Origin of the sequence: Desulfacinum hydrothermale DSM 13146 (assembly GCF_900176285.1) — a bacterium.
GTDB lineage: Bacteria > Desulfobacterota > Syntrophobacteria > Syntrophobacterales > DSM-9756 > Desulfacinum > Desulfacinum hydrothermale.
Genome location: NZ_FWXF01000004.1, coordinates 61,903 through 87,237, shown reverse-complemented (window position 1 = coordinate 87,237; position 25,335 = coordinate 61,903). Strand labels below are relative to the sequence as shown.

Sequence of the window (25,335 nt, the reverse complement as noted above, 5' to 3'; positions counted from 1 at the left end):
GGCTTCAGGAAAGTTCCTTCAAGCGGAGGGTGACCACGCCCCCCCGACGGATTTTCTCACCAGGCGCCGGCTGCTGACGGACCACGCACCCCGACCCCTTGGGAACGGCTTCCAGGCCAGCCGCCTTCAAGACAGCCAACGCCGCCTTCAAGGACAACCCGCGAAGATCCGGAACGACCTGGGATTGGGCTTGGGAAGAGGACGGCGCGGTCCTCACGGAAGGGCCTTGGGCCCAGTCCAGTCCTCCGTCCCAGCGGACCAATCGGGGCCGGTCCGGCCCGTCCTCAGGCTCCTTGTCGGGCGGCACCCCCAAGTAGGGCAGGGCCTTTTCCATGACGCGGCGAAAGACGGGAGCCGCCACCACGCCGCCGTAGCCTTTCCCTTCCGGTTCATGCACCACCACCGCCATGGCCAGCCTGGGATTGGCGGCCGGCGCAAACCCCACAAAAACGGAAGTCACCTTGTGCGGCGCATAACGCCCCGTCTCAGGATCCACCACTTGAGCCGTTCCCGTCTTCCCGGCGCAGGTGTAGCGGGAAAGGGCCGCCCGCGTGCCCGTTCCCCCCGGCTGCACCACCTCTTCCATCATCTCCCGAAGACGCCGGGCCGTTTTCTGTGAAACCACCCGAACCCGCGGAGCGGGCGTGAGGGACTTGATGATCCGGCCCTGTTCATCCACCACCGCATCGGCCACCCGTGGCTTACCCAACAGGCCACCGTTGGCCACCGCCGCCACGGCGGACGCCAACTGCAAGGAGGTCACCCCCACACCCTGGCCGAATGCAGCCACGGCAAAATCCACCGGCCTCCATCGCCGGTAGGATCGCAGCAGACCCGCCGATTCTCCGGGAAGATCCACATCGGTCTTGCGCCCGAAGCCGAATCCCACCAGCTCTTCATAGTAGCGCCGAGGCCCCAGTGCCTGGGCCAGCTTGACCGCACCGATGTTGCTCGACACCTTGAGCACATCCCGCACCGTGAGCCACCCATGGGGATGCACGTCGTGGATGGTATGGGATGCCAGGCGCATCTCGCCTTCTTCACAGAAGATGCGCTGTTCCGGTCCGTACACGCCCGCCTCCAGCACCCCGGCCATGAGAAAGATCTTCATGGCGCTCCCGGGCTCAAAGGCATCGGCAATCACCCGGTTGCGCCAGCTGGAGGGCGAAGAGGACGCGTAGGTGTTGGGGTTGAAGGGCGGCCAGTTGGCCATGGCCAAAACGCGAAAATCCCGGACGTCCAGAAGCACCGCCTCCCCGGCCCGGGCGCCATGCTTTCGGACGGCATCTTCCAGGGCCGCTTCGCAGACGTCCTGGAGAAAGGCATCCAGGTTCAGACGCAACCCGTAGCGTTCTTGAGGAACCGGGGGCGGCTCATTGCGAATCCACACCCGCCGGCGTCCCCCGTCACGAAAGGCCGAAACCTTGCGGGGATCCTGGCGAAGCACTCCGTCGTAGACCCGTTCCACCCCTTCCAGGCCCATGCCGTCCACCCCCACAAAGCCGATCACCTGGCCCGCCAGGGACCTGTGAGGGTAGTACCGGCCCCACTCCATCCGGACCCCGAGACCGGGCACGCGGGCCTGGGAGACCCGGCGCAGCTCTTCGGTGGAAAGGCCCCTTTTGATCCAGACAAAACGACTTTCGCGGTTCAGCTTCCTTCGCAGCTCCCGCCGGCCCACGCCCAGAATGGAAGCCAGGACCCGGGTCGTCCGCTCGGGGCTTTCGATCGCCTTGGCGTCCGCATACAGGGAGCCCCTCTGAACGCTCAGGGCCAGGGGACGCCCCCGGCGATCCCAAATGGTCCCCCTGTAGACGGGGACCTGAAAACTCGCCTGGGCCTGTCCGACCTTGATCTCGCGCCACTTTCCCCCCTGAACCACCTGCAGATAAGCGGCCCGGCCCACCAGCGCGAGGCAAACGAGGAGCCCGATCGCCCCAAGCAGCCCGCAGCCGCTTCGGAGCCGCGCTTCCATTCGGAGTCTCGCTCTGTCCTGGTTGGGCTTCATGGGCTCACCTCGATGCACCGGCCCCGCCTGCTTCTTCAACCGGGATCCGGCACCGTCCACAATCGATCTTCCCGTGCAGGGGCCAGGTGAAACACGTTGCGTCCCAACTCACGCAAGCGCTTGTGGGATCGCAAACGCGCACGCTCGATCTCCAAGCGCCTGTGGACTTCGTACCACTTGGAATAGGCCTGCTGGAGCTGAACGGCCTGGTAGCCGCAGCGCGTCTGCTCCACCTGGAGGTAGATGAGGCAGGCGGCCAGGACCAGGGCCGTGCCCCCCAGAACGAAGCCCCAAAATCGCCATCCCATGCCGTCCCCCCCCAACACGATGGCTAGATCCGCTCGACGGCCCGCAACTGAGCGCTTCGAGCTCGGGGGTTTTCCTGGACCTCCCGGGGGGAGGGGCGAAGGGCCTTCCGCGTCAGAAGGCGAGCGAGCGGACGGCCCTCACAGCGACACACAGGAAGATCGGTCGGACACCGACACGATTTGGACCACGCCTTAAACGCCCGCTTGACCAAACGGTCCTCCAAAGAATGGAAGGTGACCACCGCCAGTCTTCCGCCCACGGAAAGCAGATCGAGCGCCCCATCCAAAAACGCCTGGAGGGTTTCCAGCTCCCGGTTCACCACCAGCCGAAGGGCCAGAAACGTTCGGGTCGCCGGGTGAATGCGCCGTGCATCCGCCGTGCGGGGAACAACGGACGCGATCAGGGAAGCCAGTTGCCCCGTGCGCTGGAAGGGCTCCTCACGACGCCGATCCACGATGGCCCGGGCAATGCGGCGGGAAAACCGCTCCTCGCCGTAACGGGCAATCAGTTCAGCCAGCTTTTCTTCCGGAAGTTCATTGACCAGATCGGCCGCGGTCACCGTCAGGGAACGGTCCAGGCGCATGTCCAACGGACCGTCTTTTTGAAAACTGAGCCCACGGCTCGGATCGTCCAGCTGCAGGGACGAAACCCCCAGATCCAACACGATCCCGTCCACCGATTCCCATCCGATCCAGGCGAGAATGTCCGGCAGACGGTCGAAGGAAGCGCATTCCGCAATAAAGCGATGGCCATGGGAAGCCAGCCGTCGACGGGCCCCTTCCACCGCCTCCTGGTCCCAGTCCAACCCCAGCAGCAGCCCGTCGGGGGCCGTGGCCTCCAGGATCGCCTCCGCATAGCCGCTCGCACCCAGGGTGGCATCCACATAGCGCCCCCCGGGACGGCAAGCCAGCAAGCCGACAGCCTCTTCCAACAAGACGGGGCGATGCTCCAACAAAGACGGGCTCCTTCTGATCGTCCCGATCCCTCGGCCGACCCGGTCCGTGGCCATGCGGGCTTGACGGCCGCCTACTCCACCAGGCGGGCCACCTCGCTGAAGGTCTGATCGTAGCGCTCGCCGGCGGCCTCCAAGTCCTTGTGCCACCGGTTGGTATCCCAGATCTCAAAGGAATCCAAAACACCCACCAGGACCACTTCCTGATGGATCCCCGCCCGTTCCCGGTGCAGCGCGGGAATCAGGATGCGACCCTGCTTGTCGAATTCACACTCCATGGCACTGGAGACGAAGTAGCGCACGAACTCCCGCACTTCCTTGTTGAAGGCCACCTTCTTCAGGAGCTTGTCCTCGATCTGCTCCCACTCCTCCGGGGGATAGGCCTCCAGGTGGTCCTTCCTCATGGCCAGCACCAGGCCGTCCGTGTAGCATTCCTGCAATATCTCACGAAACTTGGTGGGGATGCGCAGACGTCCCTTGTCGTCCAGGCGATGAATGGACTGACCTCGAAAGCGCTTGGACTTGAGGATGCCCACTTATTCCCCCTTTTTACCCACTTTTTACCACTTCACATGCTTTTAACACCCCCCTTCCAAATCTGTCAAACCCATTTTCACGAAAAAAATCACTTTTTTTAGCCCCTTACCAAAAGCCAGCCGGGTGGGAATCCCAGGCCCTTCCCCCAAACGACAAAAGGCCGACCCACCGGCTGGGTCGACCCTCCAGACAACACCGAACCCCCCTCCCTGTCCGACTATTCCTGCGGGATCTCCACCACCAAGCGCGTCACACTCTTTCCCCGCATCTCCTGGACCGTCAGTCGGCAAGGTCCCACCCTCACCGAATCCCCCTGCCGAGGGATGCGCCCCAGTTCCCTTTGGACCAGGCCGCCCAAGGTTCGCACCTCATCGGCCGGCAGCCCGGTTTTCAGCCACCGATTAAAGTCCCGGACCAGCACGCGCCCGTCCACCGAATAGCGCCCGGCACTCACCTGGCGGATCCAACCTGGCTGCAGGTCGTGTTCGTCTTCGATCTCCCCCACGATCTCTTCCAGGATGTCCTCCATGGTGACGATGCCCACCACGTTGCCGTACTCATCCACCACCAGACTCAGATGGGCCTGCTCCTTTTTGAAGCTCACCAGCTGCATGCCGATGGTGCGAAGTTCGGGAACAAAGTGGGGTTTGCGCAAGAGCCTCTTCAGTTGGAAAGAATCCCTTCGGGCATGGAGGAGGAAATCCAGGGCGTGGATGAATCCCACCGCGTTGCCGGGATCCTTTTCATAGACCGGATAGCGGGCGTACTTGTGCTTTTGAATGGTTTGAAAGACCTGGTCATAGGAAGCGTTCAGGGGCAAGGCCACCACATCCCGAAGGGGCTTCATGATGTCTCCCACCAGAACGCGCTCCATGGACAGCACCCCCAGAAGCATGTCCTGCTTGGCGTCGTCCAAGGCGCCCTCTTCCGCACCCGCCTTGATCACGAAGGCGATCTCTTCCTCGGTGATCCCCGTTCGTCCCGTGGGCCTGGAAACACCCAGCAGCCCAATGATGCCGTTGGAGATGAAGGTGAGCAGCCGCACCAGGGGATAGAAGAGGCGAATGCAGGCGCGCATGACGGGGGCCACGGTCATGGCGATGGCATTGGGATAGTAAGCGGCGATGGTCTTGGGCGTGATTTCGGAGAAGATGAGCAGGAAAACCGTCACCAGCACCGTGGCGATCAGGACGCCGTCCGGGCCGAACAATCGGATGGCCAGGGCGGTGCCGATGGCCGAAAGGCCCACGTTGACCAGGTTGTTGCAAAAAAGGAGGGTGGCGATGAGCTTTTCCGGTTGGCGAAGGATGCTCCGGACCACCTGGGCCCGTCGGTCCGATCGAGCTTTTTGCCGCAATTTGATGCGATCCACGGCCATGCACGCGGTTTCCGATCCGGAAAAAAAGGCCGAAAGCATCAAGAGCACCGCCATGATCATGAGATCCACCACCATGCCTCTTTTCTCCTCTTGCTTTGAAAGCCTCACACTTGCCTGCGGCTCGGGCGTCGTGATAAAAGGACAGCGGGCTTGGGAGGTGCCTTCCGGGGCATTTCCAAGAGCCTAAAAGCCTCTGCTGCGAAACCGCATGGCCTTCCTTCCAACCAGCAGAGGCTTTTTTCGTCCACAACGACCTGGGCTCAACCGATCTTATGCGATTGGGTCCGCGGGAGAGAAAGCCCCCGCAGGAAGCCAGCCCCAGGCACAGAGGTCGTTTGCACCCCATTTCCGGACGCAACAGGCCCACAGGGTCTAGTTACCCCACCCCAAGGGAGACCGCAAATGAATCCGGACGACGAAAAGCTTCTCAAGCTTTCCAAGGAAATCATCGTCAAGTTCATTGAGCTGGGCCGAGTCTCTCCCACCAACTTTGAGGCCAACTTTCGCTCCATCTTCTGGGCTCTCAAGAACACGGTCCTGGATGCCCGGGCCGCGGACCTGGAAGAGTCCGAGACGCCGGAAACGGATTCCGACGAGGCTTAGGAGCTTTTCCAGGAAGGCCCAGGTTGCTCCCTTCTTGAGCGGACGAAAGGTTGGGACTTTCAAGCGGGCTTGCGCTGCTGGCCTTGCCCTGCCTTGCAGGGGCAGGCTCCCCGGCAGTGCCCCAAATCCTAGACGACACCGACGGGATTGTCTTCCCGGGGCCGGCACATGGGGGCGGCCGGCGGCACAAGAAGGTGCTGTGCCCATACGGCACCGAAAACGGAACGTGGTGGTGGCGGGACTCCAACGATGAAAGAACGGAGTCGTCTTGGTCGGGTGATGAAAAGAGGCGGGAAAGGGCACATCGTTACCGGCTGGGGCCGCTTCCCAGAACGAAAGCGGCCCCAGCCGGCGTGCGGAATTTAGGCGGCGGATTGAATCTTATCGATATAGTCGTAGATATCCTGAACCGTTCGAATGTTTTCCGCCTCCTCATCGGGAATTTCCACATCGAAGGCTTCTTCCAGGGCCATGATGAGCTCCACCACGTCCAGGGAGTCGGCTCCCAGGTCGTCCACCACATGGGCCTCCGGAGTGATGATATCCTTTTCCACGCCCAGCTGATTGGCGATGATGTCCACCACCTTGGCTTTCATTTCATTCACATCCATGGTCTATCCTCCCGTGTTGGTGTTGTTTTCCTTGTTCACGAAGCCATAGAAGAGAACTTCCTTGACCGTTGGAAGTTCCTGTTCCAGCGAGTAGGCGCAATCGTGGGCCAGCCAGCGCTGGATCACGCCATGGATGAATCCCATGACGCCGTAAAAGACCGTTTGGAAGTTGACGTCCTTGAGCACGCCCCGGTAGCGGGCCTCGTAGATCTTCCGCTTGAGCCGGGGAATGCGCCGCATGATCTCCTCCACGTAGAGATCCTGGAGGCGATCATCCATCTCGGGGTGTTCCTGCACCATCACCCGATAGAGGCGTTGGTTGCGATCAAAGAAGGCGAAATAGAGACCCAGGTATTTTTCGATCATGGACAGCACGTGGTCATCGCTGTCCAGCACCTGTTCGGCCTCCTGTTCCAGTTCCTGTAACCTGGCCTGGACCAATTGACTGAACAGATTGTCCTTACTGGAAAAATACCGGTAGACGGTCCCCTTGCCCACGCCCGCCCGATCGGCGATTTCGTCCATGGTGGCGTGGTGGAAGCCCTTTTCGGAAAAGACCTCCAAGGCGGCCTCAAGGATCCTGTCCCGGGTGTCCGTGGGGGTCCCAGTGCGGCCCGCTTTGTCCGGTGCCACCCGGCCCATCAGGTCCACCACGGCGGTCTTGAGAACGCTTTCGGCGGAAAGGCCTTCTTCCTTGGCCGCTTCCATGAAGACATCCACAGCCCGATGGAGGCAGGTTGCGTCCGCTTCCGGCATCCGCCGAAGATCCAAGAGCACGGCCTGGAGCAGATCCGCCCAATGGTCGGCGGTCCCCGACGGTGCGGCCTTGAGGTGCCGGCGCAACCACAGCCGAAGCGGGGCCGTATCGCCCTTGCGGGCAAGCTGCCTCAAGATCTCCTGGCGTTCCTGTGGGCGTCTTTTTTGTTTCACCGTCCTTCGTTCCACCCCTTTCCGTTGACCGACTGGTCCGTCATACAGTCCGTTCAAGGGATTGTCAAGAGCCCTGCCGAGACTGCCACAAAACGAAAAGCCGGCATGGCCCAGAGTGCTTGGGTGGATGGAGTCACGCCCCGGGAGTGGCCTTCCCGGGATTCGTAAAGGAGGGACGTGGAAAGAAAAGGACACCACGTGTTGGGTGGGGAGAAGAGATTGTGCCGGAAGGACTGGACCCTTCTCCCCTACCACGCGAAGACTCTTCTCGGGCCGTCTGGAAAGGATGGGCGCCGGGCCGCCCGAGCCGCTACAGGGAGGCGTCATAGAGGGGAGGTCCCGATCGGGAGGCGTGCCGCCAGGCCCTGCGCACCACCTCCTGGGTTCCCCGGGTGAGATCCAGCCCGCTCAATGCGTCCACTGGGACGAAACGGCACGCCCACACATCCCCACCCGGCCTCAGATCACCGGATAGGATCCGGCAGAGGAAATCCAACAAGACGTAGTGGTAGGCGATGCGTTGCTGGTCGTCCCGGAGGACCCGATCGAGGCAGGCCACCACATCGACCGGGGCCACGTCCAGACCGGTTTCTTCCTTCACCTCCCGGCGGACGGCATCCCCCAGGCTTTCGCCCAGCTTGACGAGCCCGCCGGGAAGGGACCACTTGCCCCGGGAAGGTTCCCGGCCCCTTTGGACCAGCAAAACCCTGTGATCGTCAAAAATGGTCGCTCCCACCCCCACCAAAGGGCGGTCGGGATACTTTCGAGAACCCATGTCCATCTCCTGGCTCTTCTCCACGCCTTTCCAAGAATTGTCGGGTGAGCGGGTGGTAAGCGGAACGGATCCGTGGTGAGGAGCGCACTTTCTGCTCGTCCATCACGCATCCCCCATCCCCCGCCACGGCCTTCATCCTGTTTTGCCACGGGATCCCCCCGCCTCAAGGCCGCCGCTCCACCCGGTCCAGGTCGATCCTTCAGGGCCGGCAGCGGCGGCACGGCCGGTAGCCTTCCCACAGGGCATCCCAGCGACTGCGAAACCGGACCACATTTCTTTCGGCCGTTTGGGTCCCGAAGGGACAGGAAGGGCGGTGAAAGACCCACGACCTCTTGTTTCCCACATAGAAGGGAGCCGGCTTCACCCGGCATGCCCCCCACAGGCCCGCCTTGGCCTTCATGGCATCTCTTTGGGCGCGCAAAAAGCCATCAAATCGGCCAAACCCCTTGGGCGTTCGGAATAGAACAGCGCAGCCTTCCCGGAGCAACCGGGCGTTGACGCAGGATCCGTCGGGCAAGTGAACATAGGCCAGCAGACGCCCGTAGTGGTCCCTCAAGACCTGGTCGTAGCGCAGGAGCACCTTGCGCCCTTCCACCAGCTCCTGGTTCCGGCGCCACGCCTGCAGCGCATAGCAGTCACTGGGGCCGCCCTCATGATCCACCTCCGGGGCATCGATGCCCAGGTAGCGCACCTTGTCTCCGGTATCCAGGAGGACCGTATCGCCATCGAAGACTCGAACCACCCAGGCATGCTCGGGGGGACGTCTTGCCCCGAGGCAAGAACTGGCCAGGGGGGGCCATGGAACGAAGGCGGCGGCGAGAACGCAGAACATCCCAGCCGTCAAGGCCTTCGCCCGCAGACGATCCTGCCATCGCAATCGAGGCGTCTTCATGGCTTCGATCGGTCCCTTGGGGTTGTGATGCACCAAAGGCCCTTAAATGGGCGCCCACGCGTCCGGTGGGCCTTCGGCCGCTTTCGCGGAGGACTCAGGAGACGGCCGTCTGTGCATCCACCACGAGCCCTTCGTCGCACATATCCTGGATGGCGCGCCTCATCTGACGCAGGGCCTGGCGAATGCGGTGCTCGTTTTCCACCAGCGCCAGGCGCAGGTAGCCTTCCCCTTCCTCGCCGAAACCGATGCCCGGGGCCACGGCCACATTGCCCCGCTCCATGAGCTCCATGGCGAACCGCATGGACCCCAGGCGGCGTAAGGCCTCGGGCAGGCGCACCCAGACGAACATCCCGGCCTTGGGCGGATCGACCTCCCATCCCAGCCGCTGGAGGCCGCGGCACAGGACGTCCCTTCGCTCCTGGTAGATGGCCGCTTGTCGGCGTACGTCCTCTTCACAGTCCCGCAGGGCCACGATGCCGGCGATCTGGATGGCGGAAAAGATTCCGTAATCGTAGTAGCCCTTGATCTGGGCCAGGCCCTTGATGATTTCCGCGTTGCCCACGCAGTAGCCCAGGCGCCATCCGGCCATGTTGTAGGACTTGGAAAAGGAACCGAACTCCACGCCCACATCCCGGGCACCGGGAGCTTCCAGGAAGCTGGGAGCCCGATACCCGTCGAAGGTGATTTTGGAGTAGGCGAAATCGTGGACCACCATGAAGCGATGCCTTTTGGCCAGGGACACCACTTGGCGGAAGAGGTCCACGGTGGCCAGTTGGGCCGTGGGGTTGTGGGGAAAGTTGAGCATGAGCAGTTTGGGTTTGGGCATCAGGTTCCGACAGATGTCGTCCACCTTGCGCAAGAGATCTTCGGGAGACGTCATGGGAAGGCGGATCACCTGCCCCCCGGCGATCACGGCCGCGTAGATGTGGATGGGGAAGGCGGGCGCGGGCACGAGCACCGTGTCTCCGGGGCCCACGAGGGCCAGACAGAGATGGGAGAGGCCTTCCTTGGAGCCGATGGTGCACAGGACCTCCTCATCGCTGTCCAGGGCAATCCCGTAGTCCTTGCGGTAGACCTTGGCAATCTCCCGGCGCAGATTCCGAAGGCCCGTGGCCACCGGATACCGATGGCTCTTGGGATCGCGCACCACGTGGCAGAGCTTTTCCGTCACCGCCTCCGGGGCCGGATCAATGGGGTTGCCCATGCCCAAGTCGATCACATCGTCGCCCCGCCACCTTTTTTCCATCTTCATCTTATTGATCATTCCAAAGAGGTAAGGCGGCAACTGGTCCATGCGGTCGGCAAATCGGATGAGGGTCTGGTCGTTCATGGCGTCCTCCCGGAGTGCGTTGGAAGGCCGAACCAAAAACCCCGGGCTTTTCGGCCCGGGGTTCAAAGAAAAAACGCCACGGGCCGAGCATCAGCCCGTGGCGTCCGGCATTCGAAAGTGTTTGGAATCAGCGCGCCGCCGCCAGGGCTGAACCGGTCGCGGCGGCCGCTGCGCAAGATAGGCTCACGCAAATCATCGTTTCGATCCTCCACAGCCACTGTATGGAGAATCGTTCCCTCTGTCAAATATTTTGCTCACCATCGCCCATATTGACCTGATCCACGCCAAAGGATAAGGAGAAATGGAGCACATCGTCGTGGATCCCCGCCTTGTCCAGGGCGGGATCGTCCAACGCGAAGCGAACCAGGAGGATTCCATTCAGCGCATGGCCCGGAAGAGATCCACCGAAAGGAAAAGGCGCCCGCAGGTGACCATCCGCCACATGGAAATCGACGACCTTCCCAAGGTGTTTCACCTGGGAGAGAAGCTCTTCACCGCCGACGCCGTGCCCAACCTGTACCGAACCTGGGATTCCTATGAGGTGGCCTCCTTTTACCTCAGCGAGTCGGAATACTGCTTCGTGGCGGAAATGGAGCAGTCCATCGTGGGATTTGCCCTGGGAACGACCATTTCCAAACCGCGCTCGGCCTGGAAATACGCCCACCTGGTGTGGCTGGGGGTGCACCCGGACCTGCAGGGGACCGGGGTTGCGGAAAAGCTCTTCGAACACTTCAAGCAGGTGATGTTGGAAGAGGGCGTCCGGATCATGTTCGTGGATTCGGAAGCGGACAACGTATCCGCCCTGGCCTTTTTTGAAAAGATGGGCTTTTCCAATCCCAGGGAGCACATCTATCTGAGTCTCAACCTGAGCGAAGAGCTGAAGAAAGCTTCCAAGGAAAGATGATCCGCTGATGGTTGACCCAACACACGACGGAGCCGCCCATGCCTCAATCCGACCTGCCGCCCATTGATTGGCGCCGACTGCGCCGCCTGCTGGAACGACTGATCAACATCTACAGCCCTTCGGGCAAGGAAGAGGACGTGATCGACTATGTCCACGGGTACCTGAAACGTTACGACCTTCCCTTGATCCGCCAACCCGTGGACGACCGCCGCTGCAACCTCCTGGTGGTCCCCCCGGAAGAAGACATTCAACTGGCCCTCATCGGCCACGTGGACACCATTTCCGCCTACGATCTGGAGGATTTCGGATTCGAAGAAGAGGGCGGGGAGATCTACGGCCTGGGGGCGGCGGACATGAAGGGGGGCTGCGCCGCCATGATCGAGGCCTATTTGTGTGCGTACCAGAAGGCCGACCGCCGTCTGCCCGCGGCCCTGGTCCTGGTGGTGGGAGAGGAAGAGGAAGGCGACGGCGCCCGGCGGCTGGTGCGGGACTACCACTTTCCCTGGGCCTTGATCGGTGAGCCCACCGACCTGGCCGCGGGGCTGAGCCACTACGGCTACCTGGAAGTCCAGGCTGTGACCCGGGGCAAACGCATGCACGCCTCCATGGTCAAGCGCGCGGACAATCCCGCCGAGGCTCTGCTCCACTTTCTTCTGAAGATTTTGCATCATCTGGAGGAGAAGCGCCCGGCGGTGATCGCCAACATTCGGGATCTGAGCACTTCTTCCGCCGGGTTTGTGGTTCCCGACTATTGCGAGGCCTGGCTCGACCTGCACGCACCTCCGGCCGCCCCTCTGGGGGAGATCATCATGGAGCTGGAACAGATCACGGAGACGATGCGCTCGGACTTTCCCAATCTGCAGCCTTCGGTGCGTTTCACGGAGATCCATGCCGGCTACGATATCCCCGAGCAGAGCACCTTTGTGCAGAAACTGAAATCCATTTGGGAAGCGAACGACCTGCCCTGGGAGCCGGTGCCCTTCCGGAGCCATAGCGACGCCAATGTGCTGTGGTCGGCCGGCGTCAAGCCCATCCTCTTCGGTCCGGGCCGGTTGGAAAAGGCCCATTCCCCGGAGGAATCGGTTCCCTTTGAACACGTGGTGAGCGCCGCTCGTCTCTACGAGCAGATCCTGCTTTCCCTCTGAGAACCTGTCCCACAATGGCCTTTTGGGAGATTTCCAACTCGTTCACATGCCACCGGGCCCTGTGGTTTTGCTTGCATTTTCAGACCGCCTGGTGGGGGTGGGCTCAGAACCCGCCCCAGAAGAAAGCCACCCGGACCTTCTCGGACAAGCTCCCCGGACGCCGGATCGGGCCCCCCCGAGGAGCGCTCGGGGCGGGTGCCCCAAATGCCCTTTCAATTCTAGTATTTATTTGACTCCATCCCATTTTGCTGTTATTTAGAAAGACTAAGGTCATTTCGGAGATTGTCCTTTCCGGGACGACTCACCGGAAGTCAACAGCGCGAGCCCTGCGTTCCGTCCAACAGCCGAGATCCCTGTGGCCCTGGAACCTGCCGGGGAACATCCGGTGGGCTTCGCCTGGAAACAAGGAGCGTGCCGTCCATGGTTCCTTCCAAGACGATAGTCTCCATTGTGTGGGTGTCTGTGGTGGCGTTGCTTTTGCTCGGCGCGCGGGCGACCCACGCTCAGCAGGCCGAGGCCCCCTCCGCGGCCGGTCAGGTCCAGGAGCTGAGATTGCATCTGGCGCGGGCGACCATGTGCGAAGCGGTGGAAGATCTTTTGCCCGTCAACAGCGCCGTCACCTTTTCCGTCTCCCGGGGGCAGGTCTTTTGCTACACCCTGTTCGATACCGTATCCGCCCCGACCCAGATCCACCACCGCTGGTACCACAAAGACGAATTGATCACCCAGATTCGCTTGAAGCTCCACCCGCCCCGCTGGGCCACCTACAGCATGATCCGACTGCGCGAGTCGGACAAAGGCCCCTGGCGCGTGGAGGTGCTGGACTCCGAAGGCCGGATCCTGAAGGTCTTGCGCTTCAGCATCACGGACTGAGAAGGCCAGGTTTTGAAACGACCGAACACATGCCACCCGCTCTACCATGAGGACACGGCGGGACCGGTAAGGATTGCGAACGGCGGTTTTACCACGGGCCCATGGGAGCCCATGCAGGACGTGCGGCGGACATGAAAAACTTCCTGAACATCCTCCTCACCATTCGTTGGCAGGACCTGGTGGACATCCTCGTCAACAGCTACATCCTTTTCCGGCTCTACGTGCTGTTCCGCCACACCAACGCCTTCCGCATCCTGGTGGGCATTGCTTCCCTGTGGGTCATCCAGGAAGTGGCCGCCTCCCTGGGTCTCATCCTGACCAGCTGGGCGCTTCAGGCCATCACGGCCGCGGCGGCCATTATCATCATCGTGGTCTTTCGAAACGAGATCCGCACCGCCCTCCAGGCCCGAAACCTCAAGAATTTCCTGTGGGGGTCCCCCTTGATGGAGAAGACCTCTGCCGTGCAGCTTCTGGCGGACACCTTCTTCCAGATGGGCAAGAAGCGCATGGGAGCACTGGCCGTCTTTCCCGGCAAAGAAGACCTGAGTGAGCTGGTGCATGGAGGCATCCCATGGGACGGCCGCGTCTCGCAGGAAATGCTCATGAGCATCTTCTGGCCCCGGAACCCCGTACATGACGGAGCCGCCGTCATCGAAGGGGACAAGATCACGCAAGTGGGGGTGCTGCTTCCGCTGTCCCAGCGGACCGACCTGCCCACCTTTTATGGAACCCGACACCGGGCCGCCGCGGGTCTGGCAGAGCGAAGCGATGCGCTGGTGGTCGTGGTTTCCGAAGAGCGCGGGCGGGTGAGTGTGGCCAAACAGCAATGGATCCGGCCCATCTCCAAGCCAGAGGAAGTGGCGCATCTTCTGGAGGATCATCTGGGCACCGACCATGAAAAGGATGTCAACTACCGGCGACGGGAGATGGGCAAGCTCACTCTGGCGGCCTTGCTCTCGCTGGTCATCATGACCGCGGTCTGGTTCGGCTTTACCCGGGGCGGAGACACCCTCATCGCGGTGGATGTTCCCATCGAGTTGGTAAACCGCCCCCCCCAGTACCAAATCCTGGAAACGTCCGCCAACAAGGTTCACCTCCAGCTCCATGGCTCCAGCGCCCTGGTCAAGTCCATGCGGCCTGAGCAGATCAATGTGCGCATCGACCTGAGCAAGGCCGAGGAGGGAAGGAACGTCTTCGCCCTCACCCAGGAAAGCATTCAGCTGCCCCCCGGCGTCTTTTTCAACGCGGTGTCCCCCACCACGGTGGAGGTGGTTCTGGACGTGCCGGCGACCAAGTCCGTGCCGGTCCAAGTGGATTGGACGGGAAGGTTGCCGGACGATTTGATTCTCACCGAGGTTCAGGTTATTCCTTCGGAAGTGCAGGTGGTGGGAGGAAAAACCATCCTGAAAGATGTCCACACGCTCTATACGACGCCCGTCCGGTTGGGCACCATTACACAATCCGGAGAGTTGTCCGTGCCGATCATTGTATCGCCTTCCTCGCTCAAGCTCGCCTCTTCGGAAAACGAGCGCGTGAGGATCCTTTTCACGGTGGCGAAACGAGCCGCCCCAACCGCCCCCCCCGCTGGAAAGCCCCGCGAAACCGCTGGTTGAACCACCTGCCAGAGGACCTCTTCCCTCCGTTCCGAAACGTCATGGAGCCCGGCGCCGGGCCGGGCTCCATGCAGGCCGTGCCATGGGGTGGGGCATCCCCGTGGAGCTGGAGGAGATGGCATGGGCCGGACCGATCCCGACGGGGAAACGCGCAAGATCCAGGCGCTCTGGCTCGCCTACCTGGGCTGGCTGGTGGCCATCGCCATGATCGCGGCCCTCAAGCACCTGGGCTACAGCGATATCGGCATGGATCAGCTGATCATCCTTTTCGGCGCCGCCACGGTGGCCCATCTGGTGGCCTGCCTGGCCCTCCATCGGCGCTGGGACCGCCTTCTCTCCTTCGACCCCCATTTTGTGCTCGTTCCCAACTGGCTGCTCTTCGCCCCGGTGGCCGCCTACGGCTATTACGCCGTGGGAACCGCTCGGGACCTCATGCTGGTGGGCTGGCTCATGGGCCTCTTTTTCCTGGGGGGCCGGGTGCGCTTTCGGGGCGTGCTCCTCACCGCCGTGTGGTACATGGTTCTCTACCTGGCCTTCTTGAGTCTGGCCTCACGGGATCAGCCCGTGGACATGGGCCGTGAAGTCATCCGAGCCGTGGCGTTCCTGGCCGTGTGCGTCTTTCTGGCTCTCCTGCTGGACCGCTTCGCGGCCCAGACCCAGCACCTGAAGGCCTCCCTGGCCCAGCTTCGGGACAAGGACAGGGAAATCACCCGTTTGAACCAACGCCTTTCCCTGTTCGTCAGCGATCCCCTGGTGGAACATTTGAACCGGGACAACGGGGACGCCGTCCTGCGGCACCAGAGGCGAAAAATCACCGTCTTTTTCTCGGACATTTGCCGGTTCAGCACCCTGACCGACGCCATGGAACCGGAGGAGATGGCCCAGCAGCTCAATGAGTACTTTGACGCCATGATTCGAATCACCTTCGATCACGGCGGCACCGTGGACAAGCTCCTGGGCGACGGCATGATGGTGATCTTCGGCGCCCCGACGGACATGGACCCGGCGGAAGGCGCCTACCGGTGCACCGCCATGGCACTGGCCATGCGCCGGGAACTGGGGGAACTCAACAGACGCTGGCAGCGCCAGGGCTACCCTTACTCTTTTCAGGTGCGCATGGGCATGCACACGGGCGTGTGCGTCCTGGGAAGCTTCGGTTCCGCCCGGTGGCTGAACTACACCGCCATGGGATCTCAGGTCAACATCGCCGCGCGCCTCCAGGAAAAGGCAGAACCGGGGCAGATTGTCATGAGCCACGCCACCTATGCGCTCATCGCGGAAAAAGTCTCGGCCCAAGAGCTGGGAGAGCTCCACCTGAAAGGCATCCACTATCCCATCAAGGCCTATCTCCTGGAGGGGATCGGAAAGGATTCGGCCGATCAGCGCCTGACACACCGGGGGCCCGGCTTCGAACTGATCGTCCAACCCAAGCTTCTGGATGGGGAAGCCCGAAAACGTCTCATCGACTTCATCCGCCGATGCGGCACCGGCGGGTCGGAAGATGGCCCGCCAGAGCCGGCCGGGTCCTGGAAAACGTCCGATAAGTCATGAAACCATCGTTTCATACGGACCCGGCACGGATGGACTGCGGGAAGTCGTGGACCCCTTTTCCCGGAGGCGAAAAGCGCATCCTGTTTCGAGGCAGGGGCCTGGATGCGTTCCACAGGTGGGAACGCCGCGGCAAGGCGGCAGGAAGTCACCGGCACATCGTTGTGTGCGTCATGTTTTGCAACTGCGCCTTGAGACGTGGGGCACGTGCATACGGGCACCCGCAGAGGGCCCCGGCGAGTGTAGAGCCCGTTGGCCCTCAGGCCGGCAGCAGGCTTTGTCATGGCAGTCCCCAACTGGTCGGTCCCCACAAAAACGGACCAAGCTGTCCGTTTCCGGAAAGCTCCCAGGAAGTGTCTGAAAACGCCCGGAGTGTTCCCTTCTTGTGCGAACGGAAGGTTGCGGTACCAGACGCGCCCGCGCTACGGACCCGGCCTTGCGGGAGGCGGGCCGGGTTCCGAACCCGCCTCGACAAAGCTCAAAAAAACATCACATGGCACAGTTGAATGGAATTTATCAGAAAGGCCAAGAGGCCATTGTCAGACAGCCTCTTAGGGATGGGCCGGATCTCCGTTTCGGATGCGATCTTTCCAGTAGTCCTGCAAGTCCTTTCCCGATCCGTTCCGCATGGATTCCAGGATCCGGTTGGCCCGGGTCTCCATCTCAGGGATGATTTCCACGAGAGCCTTGAGGGAGGAGAGGACCTTGTGGGTCTGGGTCTTGTGGGGGATGGGCATGTCGGGGTGTTGGAGAAGTTGGAGGATTTCTTCCAGGACGGGCAGTTTATCGACCGAAAAGTCCACGTACGCCAAGCGCGGCCAGTGCCTTCGGAGCTCTTCGGGCAAATGATCCAGCCGTTTGGCCAGATTCTCGTCCGTGCCGATCCAAAGCGCCTTGCCCAGTTGGTCCAGAAGCGATTGGACCTCTTCTTTCGCGTCGGTCCACAGCGGAGATTCTTCCAGGAGCCGCTGCCACTTGGGGCGGATCTTTTGACTCACCCACCGCTCGGCCTGTTCGGGAAGAAGCGGCAGGGCCGCCAGTTCGTTTTGCTCTTCCGCCAAGGACCGCGCCACCTCCCCCAGCTCCCGATTGCCGTTCAGATGGGCCATCTTGTTGAGCAGAATCTGGTTCAGGTGGACCAGGATGGAGGTCTTTCCCCGCACCTCTCCCACACTCCGGAAGATCTGCTCCTCCCACTGTTCGCGCAAAAAGCTGATTTCGGCATTGATGGCGGAAAAGATGAAGCTCAGCTTGGTCAGGGTGTTTCGAAGCTCGTGGGCCACGGCATTGCAGGAGGCCATGCGCTCACTGGCCAGTTCCTGCTGCACCTGACTGACCGATTCACGGATGTGCAGGGAGAACATTTCGGTGCCCAGCACCCGGGAGAGCTTCTTGATCACCTTGGTGGCCCGGTCTCCACGCCGGATGGTGTGGGGCAGGAAGTGGATCTTGATGACGGCCACCACCACGTAGTCGGAGTCCTGCCAGATGGGCTTTCCCTTCCAGTTGCAGGGGTAGTCCAGATCTGAGTCATCCTGCCCGTAGAGGTCGGCCTTCTTGACCAACACCGGCTCCATGTGGTGCCAATCTTCCGGCTCCCCACTCAGTTGCTTCCGAACGCTGCGCTGATCCTCGTCGGGATCGTCCGCCGTCCAGCTCTTTTGGCGCTCCACGCACCATCCCATGGCCTCCAGAGCGCGCCCCGGTTGATCCTGATATTGGAGCCACGTTTTTCCGGGCGGGTTGTAATCGGAAACGGTGGGAAGGCCCCAGCGAATGGTTCCGTTTCCTGGTTCGCGGATGCCGCACGTAACCCGAACGGAGCGCAGTTCCGGCAAGGGCCCGATGCGGTAGATGGTCCCCTTGGTGGCATGATCCAGGCACAAGAGAATTGTCTCGATCATGTTCTTGCATGTCTTTTCGAGCAACTCGTGGCCGATGATCATGCTTGATCCCCCTGCGAATACTTCTTGAACGGCACGCTGCCGTTTACGAGAAGTATTACATAATGCCAAAAGCACGCCACGTCAACAAGGCAGACAGGCACCGGCATCAAGAAAAGGTGCAAAGCGCATACCAGAGCCTCGGCGCTGGTTTTTCTTCCTCGGTGGATGAGCCGAGCCATGCTATGGCCCCGCCCGCAAGCCCCACTGGGCAAGGACCTGCTCAACCCAAGGCCCGAAACAAACCACGGGGAGGAAGGGCCGTGGGCCCGTCCTCCCCGGGAGATTCACCCGTTGAGCACTGTGTCCGGTCAAGGGATTGCACAGGGACGTGCAAGCCTCTACCCCCCAACGGAAGTCTTTTGCACACCGGCCTCTGTCAGGCCACCGCCCGCCCGGCGTCAAATCCCAGGGCAAAGGCTCGCTCATTGACACCGTGCAGTTTGGCGGGGAGCAGACGGCGCAGGCTTTCCTCCCAGGCGGATCGTTCGATGGGCACCTTTCCCAGCCCCGCCAAGACCCCCACCACCACCATGTTGGCCGCCCGCACGTTTCCCGCCTGCCGAGCCAGGGCCACGGCGTCCAGGGCCACCACTTGGGCCAAGTCCTTTTGCAGGGTTTCCAGCACCCCTTGAACATCTGGATAGCGTCCCTGCCCCGTGGCCACGGTGAAAGGAACGATGGGAACGGTGCTCACCACGGCCGTGGTGTGGGCATGGCATTTTTCCAGGGCTCGAAGTGCTTCCAAAGGCTCGAAGGCCAGCATCACGTCTGCCTGTCCCTCGGCGATGACCGGGCTGACCAAGTCGCCCACCACGATGGAAGATTCCACCACGCCTCCCCGCTGGGCCATGCCGTGGATCTCGCTCATGATCACGTTCAAGCCCTGAATCAGGGCGGCTTCGCCCACCATCCGCGTGGCCAGAAGCGTCCCCTGACCTCCCACACCCGTAAAGAAGATGCGAAGTCCCGCATCCCTTGCCTTTTCCATACTCATCATCCCTTCTTCCCCTTCAAGCGGCATCGCATGCCTTGTTCACCGGATAAGCCTTGGCGTTGCGTGCATCCGGGATCGCCTCGAGCCCGAACGGTTTTCCGGCCTCTCAGGCCTCCAGCTTCTTGGGTTTGACGGCGTCACAAAGCTGGGCGCAGACCGCGCAGCCGTTACAGAGCGTCTCGTTGATCCTTACGCACTGGCCGCCGGCTCCATCCCGTTCCCAAACGAAGGCCGGACATCCCAGCTGGGACAAACAATCCCGGCACAGGTCACACGCGTCGGTCACCTGAAAGACCACGCGCTGTTTGATGCCCAGCGCCCGCCGCTCAAAGAGCGGACACGGCGAACGGGAAATGAGCACGGAAACGCCGCCTTCCTTCAGGTCTTCCTTGATCTCTTCCAGCGCGGCCTGGGTCTTTTTGACGTTGAGGGGATTCACCACCGTAACGCGCTGCACCCCGCAGCCCCGCACCACCTGCTCCACGTCCACCTTGGGTTCTTTTCGGCCGCCCGGGGTGATGGAAACGCCCGGGTGGGGCTGATGGCCCGTCATGGCCGTGGTGCCGTTGTCCATGATGACCAGCAAGATGTTACGGTCATGGGTGACGGCGTTGACCAGGCCCGTCATCCCGCTGTGAAAGAAGGTGGAATCACCGATGAAGGCCACCACCGGCCGATCCAACACCCGGGAGAAGCCGCCCGCGGTGGACACGCTGGATCCCATGCAGATGAGGAAGTCGGCCATCTGAAGGGGGGGCAGGAGCCCCAGGGTGTAGCACCCGATGTCGGTGGGATAGACGGCGTCTTCGCCAAAGATCTTCTTGATGGAATAGAAGGTGGCCCGATGGGGACAGCCGGGGCACAGGTTGGGCGGGCGGGCCGGGAGGTCTTGGGGCGCACTCAGGGGAGCCGGCGCCTGCACCGGAACGTCGAAAAACCGCCCCAGGGCCTTTTGGACCTTCAGAGAGTCCAGTTCGAAGGCCTGCGGGATCCCAGCGGGACCCTTTCCGGCGATGGTGAGGGACCGTCCCATCTTCTGGGCCACGTTCCGCACGGCCTCTTCCAGGTAGGGGTCCAACTCTTCCACGACCATCACCCGGTCCACGTTTTGCAAAAAGTCCCCGATGAGACGTTCCGGGATGGGAGAGGTCATGCCCAGGGAAAGCACACTCACCTTGTCCTGGATTCCCAGTTCCCGCACAGCATCCCGCACATGGAGGACCGACACCCCGCTGGTCACGATGCCCCAGCGTCCGCTGCCTTCCACGCGGTTGAAGGGGCTGGATTCGGACACTTCCTGGAGCTGCTTTTCCTTTTCCAGCAACTGCAGACGCAGCTTTCGGCCCACCATGGGAACCACCACCAGGTTGAAAGGATCCCGCTGGAAATCTCCCTGGACGGAGCCCGACGGCAGATCCCCCAGTTCCACCACACCCCGGCAATGATTGACGCGGGTGGTGGTGCGCAACAGACAGGGGATGCGGAACCGTTCGGATATCTCGTAGGCCGGCTGGACCATGTCCTTGGCCTCCTGCGGCGTGGCCGGCTCCAACATGGGCACATGGGCCATCTTGGCGTAGAAGCGGTTGTCCTGTTCGTTTTGGCTGGAGTGGAGCGACGGGTCGTCGGCCGTTACAATCACCATGCCCGCCTTCACCCCCACGTAGGCCAGAGTCATGAAGGCGTCGGCGGCCACGTTGAGCCCCACATGCTTCATGGAACACAGGCTCCTGACCCCGGAGATGGCCGCCGCGCAGGCGCTTTCCACGGACACCTTTTCATTGACCGAATACTCCACCTCCACACCGGCCTCGTGGCCCAGCCGGGCGAAGCCGTCGATGATCTCCGAGGAAGGCGTGCCGGGATAGGCGGCCACAAAGCGGACGTTGGCCTCCAAAGCACCTCGGATGATGGCCTCGTTGCCCAAAAGAAGCCTTTTTCCGCCCTTTTCGGGCGACAGCAATTCGTGCATTCTCTTCACTCCTCCTCAACCCTTATCGGTGCCCCACCGTTTCTCTTGCCCATTGCCGCCATCACGACAGCTCCGGACGATGCGACGGCCCGACCGTTTCAGCCGGATCGCCGGTCCACGAAAGGTACGACCCGGTCCCCTTCCCTTGCCAGGCTCCCCCGCTCCACCAGCCGGATCCGGGGGACGATGCCGATGAAATTGGCCACCTTCTGGCGCATCTCGTCCACAAGCGTCCGCTGTTCCCGCATCTTGTCGGAAAAGAGACGCTCGGTGATCTCGATCCAGATTTCCAGTTGGTCCAGTCGGCCGCGGCGCGTGGCCACCAGCTGGTAGACGGGCCGCTCCCCTTTGACCTGTTCCAGGATGTCCCCGATGCGTTCGGGGATGATGTTGACCCCCTTGATCACCACCACGTTGTCACAGCGGCCTTCGATGCGCGAGATGCGCCGAAAGGTCCTTCCGCAGGGGCAGGAGCCGGGAACGATCCGGCACAGATCCCCCGTGCGGTAGCGGATGACCGGAAAGGCCTCTTTGGTGAGCGTGGTGATGACCAGTTCCCCCAGCTCTCCCGGTTCGCATTCCCGGCCCGTCTCCGGGTTGATCACCTCCAGCAGGAAATGGTCTTCCTGGAAATGCATGCCGGTCTTTTCCAGGCATTCGCCCGCCACGCCCGGTCCCATCACTTCGCTGATCCCGTAATTGTCCGTGGCCGTCACATAGAGGCGCTCTTCGATCTCGCGGCGCATCTGCTCCGTCCACGGCTCCCCGGCGCAGATGGCGAACCGAAGATTCAACTGTTTGGGATCCACCCCCAGTTCTTCCATACGGTCGGCGATGATGAGCGCATAGGACGGGGTGGAGACCAGGGTGGTGGTTCGGAAGTCCTGCATGATCTTGATCTGGCGGTCCGTTCTTCCCACAGAGGTGGGAAGGACGGAAGCTCCCAGGCGTTCCGCGCCATAGTGGATGCCCAACCCCCCGGAAAGGAGCCCGTAGGCGAAGGTGATCTGAATCACGTCGTCGTGGGTCACGCCGGCCGAAGCCAGCACCCGTGCGGTCAGTTGCGCCCACGTCTTGAGATCGCCCTTGGTGTAGCCCACCACCCGGGGATTGACGGAACTTCCCGACGAGGTGTGCACGCGGACCACTTCCCGCAACGGCACGGCAAACATCTCGTAAGGGTAGCTATCGCTCACGTCCTCGCGGGTGGTGAAGGGAAGTCGCTTGATATGGGCCGGTTCCGTCAAATCATCTTCCGGCACGAAGCCGATCTCCCGAAACCGTTTGCGATAAAAGGCCACATTGCGATAGACGCGGTTGAGCGTGGCCTGGAGCCGCTCCAACTGCAGCTGCTCCAATTCCCCGCGATCCATGCATTCCTTTTCCGGTTCCCAGATGGGATGGAGTTGCGCCGTCATGCCTTTCCCCCAGGTTCTCCCCCACGGTCTTGCGCGCCCCTCAGGCGTCCCATATCTCCTTGGATCCCTTCCCCAGGTACGCCCGCTGCACCTCCCGGTGAACCAGCAGTTCCCGGCCTTCGCCCTGGAGCACCACCTTGCCCGTTTCCATCACGTAGCCCCGGTCGGCGATCTCAAGGGCGGCGCGGGCATTTTGTTCGATGAGCAGGATGGTGCGCCCTTCGTCCCGGAGCCGCTGGATGATGGCAAAGATTTCCCGGATTACCAGCGGGGCCAGTCCCATGGACGGCTCGTCCAGGAGGAGAAAATCGGGCCGGGCCATGAGCGCCCGACTGATGGCGAGCATCTGCTGTTCCCCTCCGCTGAGAGTTCCCGCCAGCTGGCGCCGCCTTTCTTTCAGGATGGGAAAACGTTCCAGCAGGGCGCCCATGTCGCGTTGCACTTGATCGCGTCGATTGCGGTGGATAAAGGCCCCCATCTCCAGGTTGGTCTCCACCGAGAGGGTGGCGAAGATCTGGCGCCCTTCCGGCACCAGCGCGATCCCTCTTTGCACCACGGCTTCCGGCGCCAGGGCGGTGATATCTTCCTCCTTGTAGAGGATGGTTCCCTTTTGCGGCTTGAGCAGGCCGGCGATGGAGTGGACCAGGGTGGTCTTGCCGGCCCCGTTGGCTCCGATGAGCGCCACGATCTCCCCGGAGCGCACATGCAGCGACACGCCCTTCAGCGCATGGATATTGCCGTAGTAGGTGTGTAGGCTTCGGACCGTGAGCACGCCGCTCCTTCCCGTTAGAATCGGCCGTTCATGATGGGCTTTCCTTCCTCCGGGGCCCATTCATCGCCCAGGTAGGCCTGGATCACTTGGGGATCTTCCTTGATTTCGTCCGGTGCACCGCTGGCCAGGGGCTGCCCGTAGTAGAGGACCAGGATGCGCTCCGAAACGCTCATAACCAGATTCATGTCGTGCTCCACCAGGATCACGGTGATTCCCCGGGCCTGGATCCGCTGGATCAGCTCCCCCAGCTCCTCCGTCTCCCGCGCATTCAGGCCTCCGGCAGGCTCATCCAGCAGCAGGAGAGCCGGATCGGTGGCCAGGGCCCGGGCGATCTCCAGGATCTTCTGCTTGCCCAACGGCAGGGCCCCCGCCTCCAGATGGGCCGCATCGGCCAGCCCCACAAAATCGAGCCACGCCTTGGCCTCCCGGCCAATGGCCGCCTCCTCCCGGCGCATGGTGGGTGTTCGTAGCCCCACGGCCCAGAAACCCGACCGCGTGCGCACGTGGCGGCCCACCATGACGTTTTCCAGCACACTCATCCGGGGAAAGAGCGCCACGTGCTGAAACGTCCGGGACATTCCCAGGGCGGCGATCCGGTGGGGAGGCTCGCTTTCCACCGAGCGACCCAAAAAGGAGATGACTCCCTCGCTGGGGTGCAGCACGCCGCTGATGCAATTGAGCAGCGTGGTCTTTCCGGCTCCGTTGGGCCCGATGATGGATTGCACGATCCCCCGGGGCACCTGGTAGTGGATTCCCTTGAGGGCCGTCACGCCGCCGAAGCGCATGTGCACGTCCTGCAGCGTCAAAATGGGATCTTTAGACCGTGCATCGAAAGACACCATGAACACCTATTCCGACCGGGACAGGTCCGCCGCCCGCCTCAGGCGCAACCTCTCCTGCATCCACACCACCAGGCCTTGGGGCACCCAAAGGACCACCAGTAACAGGATGGCCCCATAGACCAGAACCTCAAAGTCCGCAAAAACCTGCAGCCATTCATTGCCCACGAAGGTGAGGAAGACCGTTCCCAAAAGAGCGCCCCACAGGCTTTGCATGCCGCCCACCACCACCATGAGGACAAAGCGGATGGACCACATGAGGTCGAAGGAGCTGGGCGTCAGGAAGGTCACATAGTGGGTGTAGAGGCTCCCCGCCAGGGAAGCCAGCACGGCGCTGTAGACAAACACCTGGACCTTGTAAGACGCCACGGGAACGCCCATGGCTTCGGCCGCCTTTTCCTCTTCATGAATGGCCCGAAGGGCCCGCCCCACCCGGGAATGGAGTACGTGATAGGAAAAGAGGAGCGCGGCGGCCACAAACGTCCACACCAGATAGTACCAGGCCGTCTCACTGAGCAACGGCGTGCCGGCGATGGATAGGCCCGGGATGTCCACCATGCCGGAAGGCCCCCCCGTCCACTCCACCTCCTCATTCAAGATGATGTGAACGATCACGCCGAAACCCAGGGTGGCCATGGCCAGGTAGTGCCCCTTGAGCCTCAGGGCGGGAACTCCCACGATCCAGGCCACGGCGGCGCACACCACGGCCCCCGCGGGCATGGCGGCCCAGGGATTCCAGCCGAACCGGCCCGTCAGGATGGCCGACACGTAGGCGCCGATGCCGAAAAAGGCCGCCTGGGCCAGCGAAATCTGGCCGGCAAAGCCCATGAGCAGGCTCAACCCGATGGTCACCAGGCAAAAGATGCCCGCAAAGACCATCACATCCGTGTAGTGGGAGACCGATTCAAAGGGCGCCACGATCCACGGAAACGCCGCCATGAAGGCAGCAAAGACACCGATGGGAACCAATTTGCGCGGAGACATGA

The 25,335-nt window shown here is 62.1% G+C and carries 23 protein-coding genes; 6 read left to right on the top strand and 17 right to left on the bottom strand.

Features of this window, described 5'->3' with window-relative positions:
• Nucleotides 1-4: 4 nt before the first annotated feature.
• The 5 genes from B9A12_RS05270 to B9A12_RS05250 form a co-directional block, all read right to left on the bottom strand.
• The gene (locus tag B9A12_RS05270) at nt 5-2,008 is read right to left on the bottom strand and encodes a penicillin-binding transpeptidase domain-containing protein (RefSeq protein ID WP_139796503.1); all 2,004 of its coding nucleotides are present in this window, start codon (nt 2,006-2,008) and stop codon (nt 5-7) included.
• Between the two features lie 35 nt (nt 2,009-2,043).
• The gene (locus B9A12_RS05265) at nt 2,044-2,316 is read right to left on the bottom strand and encodes a hypothetical protein (protein WP_139796502.1); all 273 of its coding nucleotides are present in this window, start codon (nt 2,314-2,316) and stop codon (nt 2,044-2,046) included.
• Nucleotides 2,317-2,339: 23 nt separating this feature from the next.
• On the bottom strand, nt 2,340-3,272 hold the full coding sequence (rsmH, locus tag B9A12_RS05260; RefSeq protein ID WP_245802357.1) for a 16S rRNA (cytosine(1402)-N(4))-methyltransferase RsmH: 933 nt from the start codon (nt 3,270-3,272) through the stop codon (nt 2,340-2,342).
• Between the two features lie 71 nt (nt 3,273-3,343).
• Nucleotides 3,344-3,805, bottom strand: coding sequence for a division/cell wall cluster transcriptional repressor MraZ (mraZ, locus tag B9A12_RS05255; RefSeq protein WP_084056829.1), 462 nt, complete (start codon nt 3,803-3,805; stop codon nt 3,344-3,346).
• A gap of 218 nt (nt 3,806-4,023) precedes the next feature.
• Nucleotides 4,024-5,259, bottom strand: coding sequence for an HlyC/CorC family transporter (locus B9A12_RS05250; RefSeq protein WP_084056828.1), 1,236 nt, complete (start codon nt 5,257-5,259; stop codon nt 4,024-4,026).
• A 327-nt stretch (nt 5,260-5,586) separates the two neighbouring features.
• On the opposite strand from B9A12_RS05250, the gene B9A12_RS05245 reads away from it, so the two are divergent.
• The gene (locus B9A12_RS05245; protein WP_084056827.1) at nt 5,587-5,787 is read left to right on the top strand and encodes a hypothetical protein; all 201 of its coding nucleotides are present in this window, start codon (nt 5,587-5,589) and stop codon (nt 5,785-5,787) included.
• Nucleotides 5,788-6,149: 362 nt separating this feature from the next.
• On the opposite strand, the gene acpP is transcribed toward B9A12_RS05245, so the two are convergent.
• The 5 genes from acpP to B9A12_RS05220 all read right to left on the bottom strand — a co-directional run bounded on the left by acpP (nt 6,150) and on the right by B9A12_RS05220 (nt 10,325).
• Nucleotides 6,150-6,398 carry an acyl carrier protein gene (gene acpP / locus B9A12_RS05240; protein ID WP_084056826.1) on the bottom strand — a complete coding sequence of 83 codons (249 nt, stop codon included), beginning with the start codon at nt 6,396-6,398 and terminating at the stop codon, nt 6,150-6,152.
• Nucleotides 6,399-6,401: 3 nt separating this feature from the next.
• Nucleotides 6,402-7,289: a TetR/AcrR family transcriptional regulator gene (locus B9A12_RS05235; protein ID WP_170920361.1), complete on the bottom strand. Its 888-nt coding sequence runs from the start codon at nt 7,287-7,289 to the stop codon at nt 6,402-6,404.
• 349 nt (nt 7,290-7,638) lie between these two features.
• On the bottom strand, nt 7,639-8,103 hold the full coding sequence (locus B9A12_RS05230; protein ID WP_139796501.1) for an NUDIX hydrolase: 465 nt from the start codon (nt 8,101-8,103) through the stop codon (nt 7,639-7,641).
• 199 nt (nt 8,104-8,302) lie between these two features.
• Nucleotides 8,303-8,845, bottom strand: coding sequence for a thermonuclease family protein (locus B9A12_RS05225; protein WP_170920360.1), 543 nt, complete (start codon nt 8,843-8,845; stop codon nt 8,303-8,305).
• Between the two features lie 244 nt (nt 8,846-9,089).
• On the bottom strand, nt 9,090-10,325 hold the full coding sequence (locus B9A12_RS05220; RefSeq protein ID WP_084056822.1) for an aminotransferase class I/II-fold pyridoxal phosphate-dependent enzyme: 1,236 nt from the start codon (nt 10,323-10,325) through the stop codon (nt 9,090-9,092).
• A gap of 301 nt (nt 10,326-10,626) precedes the next feature.
• Between B9A12_RS05220 and B9A12_RS05215 the strand changes: the two genes are divergently transcribed.
• From B9A12_RS05215 to B9A12_RS05195, 5 genes are all read left to right on the top strand, one after another.
• Nucleotides 10,627-11,229, top strand: a complete 603-nt coding sequence (locus B9A12_RS05215; RefSeq protein WP_245802356.1) for a GNAT family N-acetyltransferase — start codon at nt 10,627-10,629, stop codon at nt 11,227-11,229.
• Nucleotides 11,230-11,267: 38 nt separating this feature from the next.
• Nucleotides 11,268-12,374, top strand: coding sequence for a M20 family metallopeptidase (locus B9A12_RS05210; RefSeq protein ID WP_084056821.1), 1,107 nt, complete (start codon nt 11,268-11,270; stop codon nt 12,372-12,374).
• 420 nt (nt 12,375-12,794) lie between these two features.
• Nucleotides 12,795-13,247: a DUF2914 domain-containing protein gene (locus B9A12_RS05205; protein ID WP_084056820.1), complete on the top strand. Its 453-nt coding sequence runs from the start codon at nt 12,795-12,797 to the stop codon at nt 13,245-13,247.
• Between the two features lie 131 nt (nt 13,248-13,378).
• Nucleotides 13,379-14,860 carry a diadenylate cyclase gene (locus tag B9A12_RS05200; RefSeq protein ID WP_170920359.1) on the top strand — a complete coding sequence of 494 codons (1,482 nt, stop codon included), beginning with the start codon at nt 13,379-13,381 and terminating at the stop codon, nt 14,858-14,860.
• A gap of 120 nt (nt 14,861-14,980) precedes the next feature.
• A complete protein-coding gene (locus B9A12_RS05195; protein WP_084056818.1) occupies nt 14,981-16,411 on the top strand; it encodes an adenylate/guanylate cyclase domain-containing protein in 1,431 nt (476 codons plus the stop codon).
• Nucleotides 16,412-16,959: 548 nt separating this feature from the next.
• On the opposite strand, the gene B9A12_RS05190 is transcribed toward B9A12_RS05195, so the two are convergent.
• The 7 genes from B9A12_RS05190 to B9A12_RS05160 form a co-directional block, all read right to left on the bottom strand.
• Nucleotides 16,960-18,354 (bottom strand): hypothetical protein, encoded by a 1,395-nt coding sequence (locus B9A12_RS05190; RefSeq protein ID WP_212636830.1) that lies wholly within the window; start codon nt 18,352-18,354, stop codon nt 16,960-16,962.
• Nucleotides 18,355-18,730: 376 nt separating this feature from the next.
• On the bottom strand, nt 18,731-19,342 hold the full coding sequence (locus B9A12_RS05185; protein WP_245802355.1) for an indolepyruvate oxidoreductase subunit beta: 612 nt from the start codon (nt 19,340-19,342) through the stop codon (nt 18,731-18,733).
• A gap of 112 nt (nt 19,343-19,454) precedes the next feature.
• Nucleotides 19,455-21,320 carry an indolepyruvate ferredoxin oxidoreductase subunit alpha gene (iorA, locus tag B9A12_RS05180; RefSeq protein WP_084056817.1) on the bottom strand — a complete coding sequence of 622 codons (1,866 nt, stop codon included), beginning with the start codon at nt 21,318-21,320 and terminating at the stop codon, nt 19,455-19,457.
• Between the two features lie 98 nt (nt 21,321-21,418).
• Nucleotides 21,419-22,738 (bottom strand): phenylacetate--CoA ligase family protein, encoded by a 1,320-nt coding sequence (locus B9A12_RS05175; RefSeq protein WP_084056816.1) that lies wholly within the window; start codon nt 22,736-22,738, stop codon nt 21,419-21,421.
• Nucleotides 22,739-22,778: 40 nt separating this feature from the next.
• Nucleotides 22,779-23,510 carry an ABC transporter ATP-binding protein gene (locus B9A12_RS05170; protein ID WP_084056815.1) on the bottom strand — a complete coding sequence of 244 codons (732 nt, stop codon included), beginning with the start codon at nt 23,508-23,510 and terminating at the stop codon, nt 22,779-22,781.
• A 14-nt stretch (nt 23,511-23,524) separates the two neighbouring features.
• Nucleotides 23,525-24,352, bottom strand: a complete 828-nt coding sequence (locus B9A12_RS05165; protein ID WP_139796500.1) for an ABC transporter ATP-binding protein — start codon at nt 24,350-24,352, stop codon at nt 23,525-23,527.
• 6 nt (nt 24,353-24,358) lie between these two features.
• Nucleotides 24,359-25,333, bottom strand: a complete 975-nt coding sequence (locus B9A12_RS05160; RefSeq protein WP_084056814.1) for a branched-chain amino acid ABC transporter permease — start codon at nt 25,331-25,333, stop codon at nt 24,359-24,361.
• Nucleotides 25,334-25,335 lie beyond the last annotated feature (2 nt).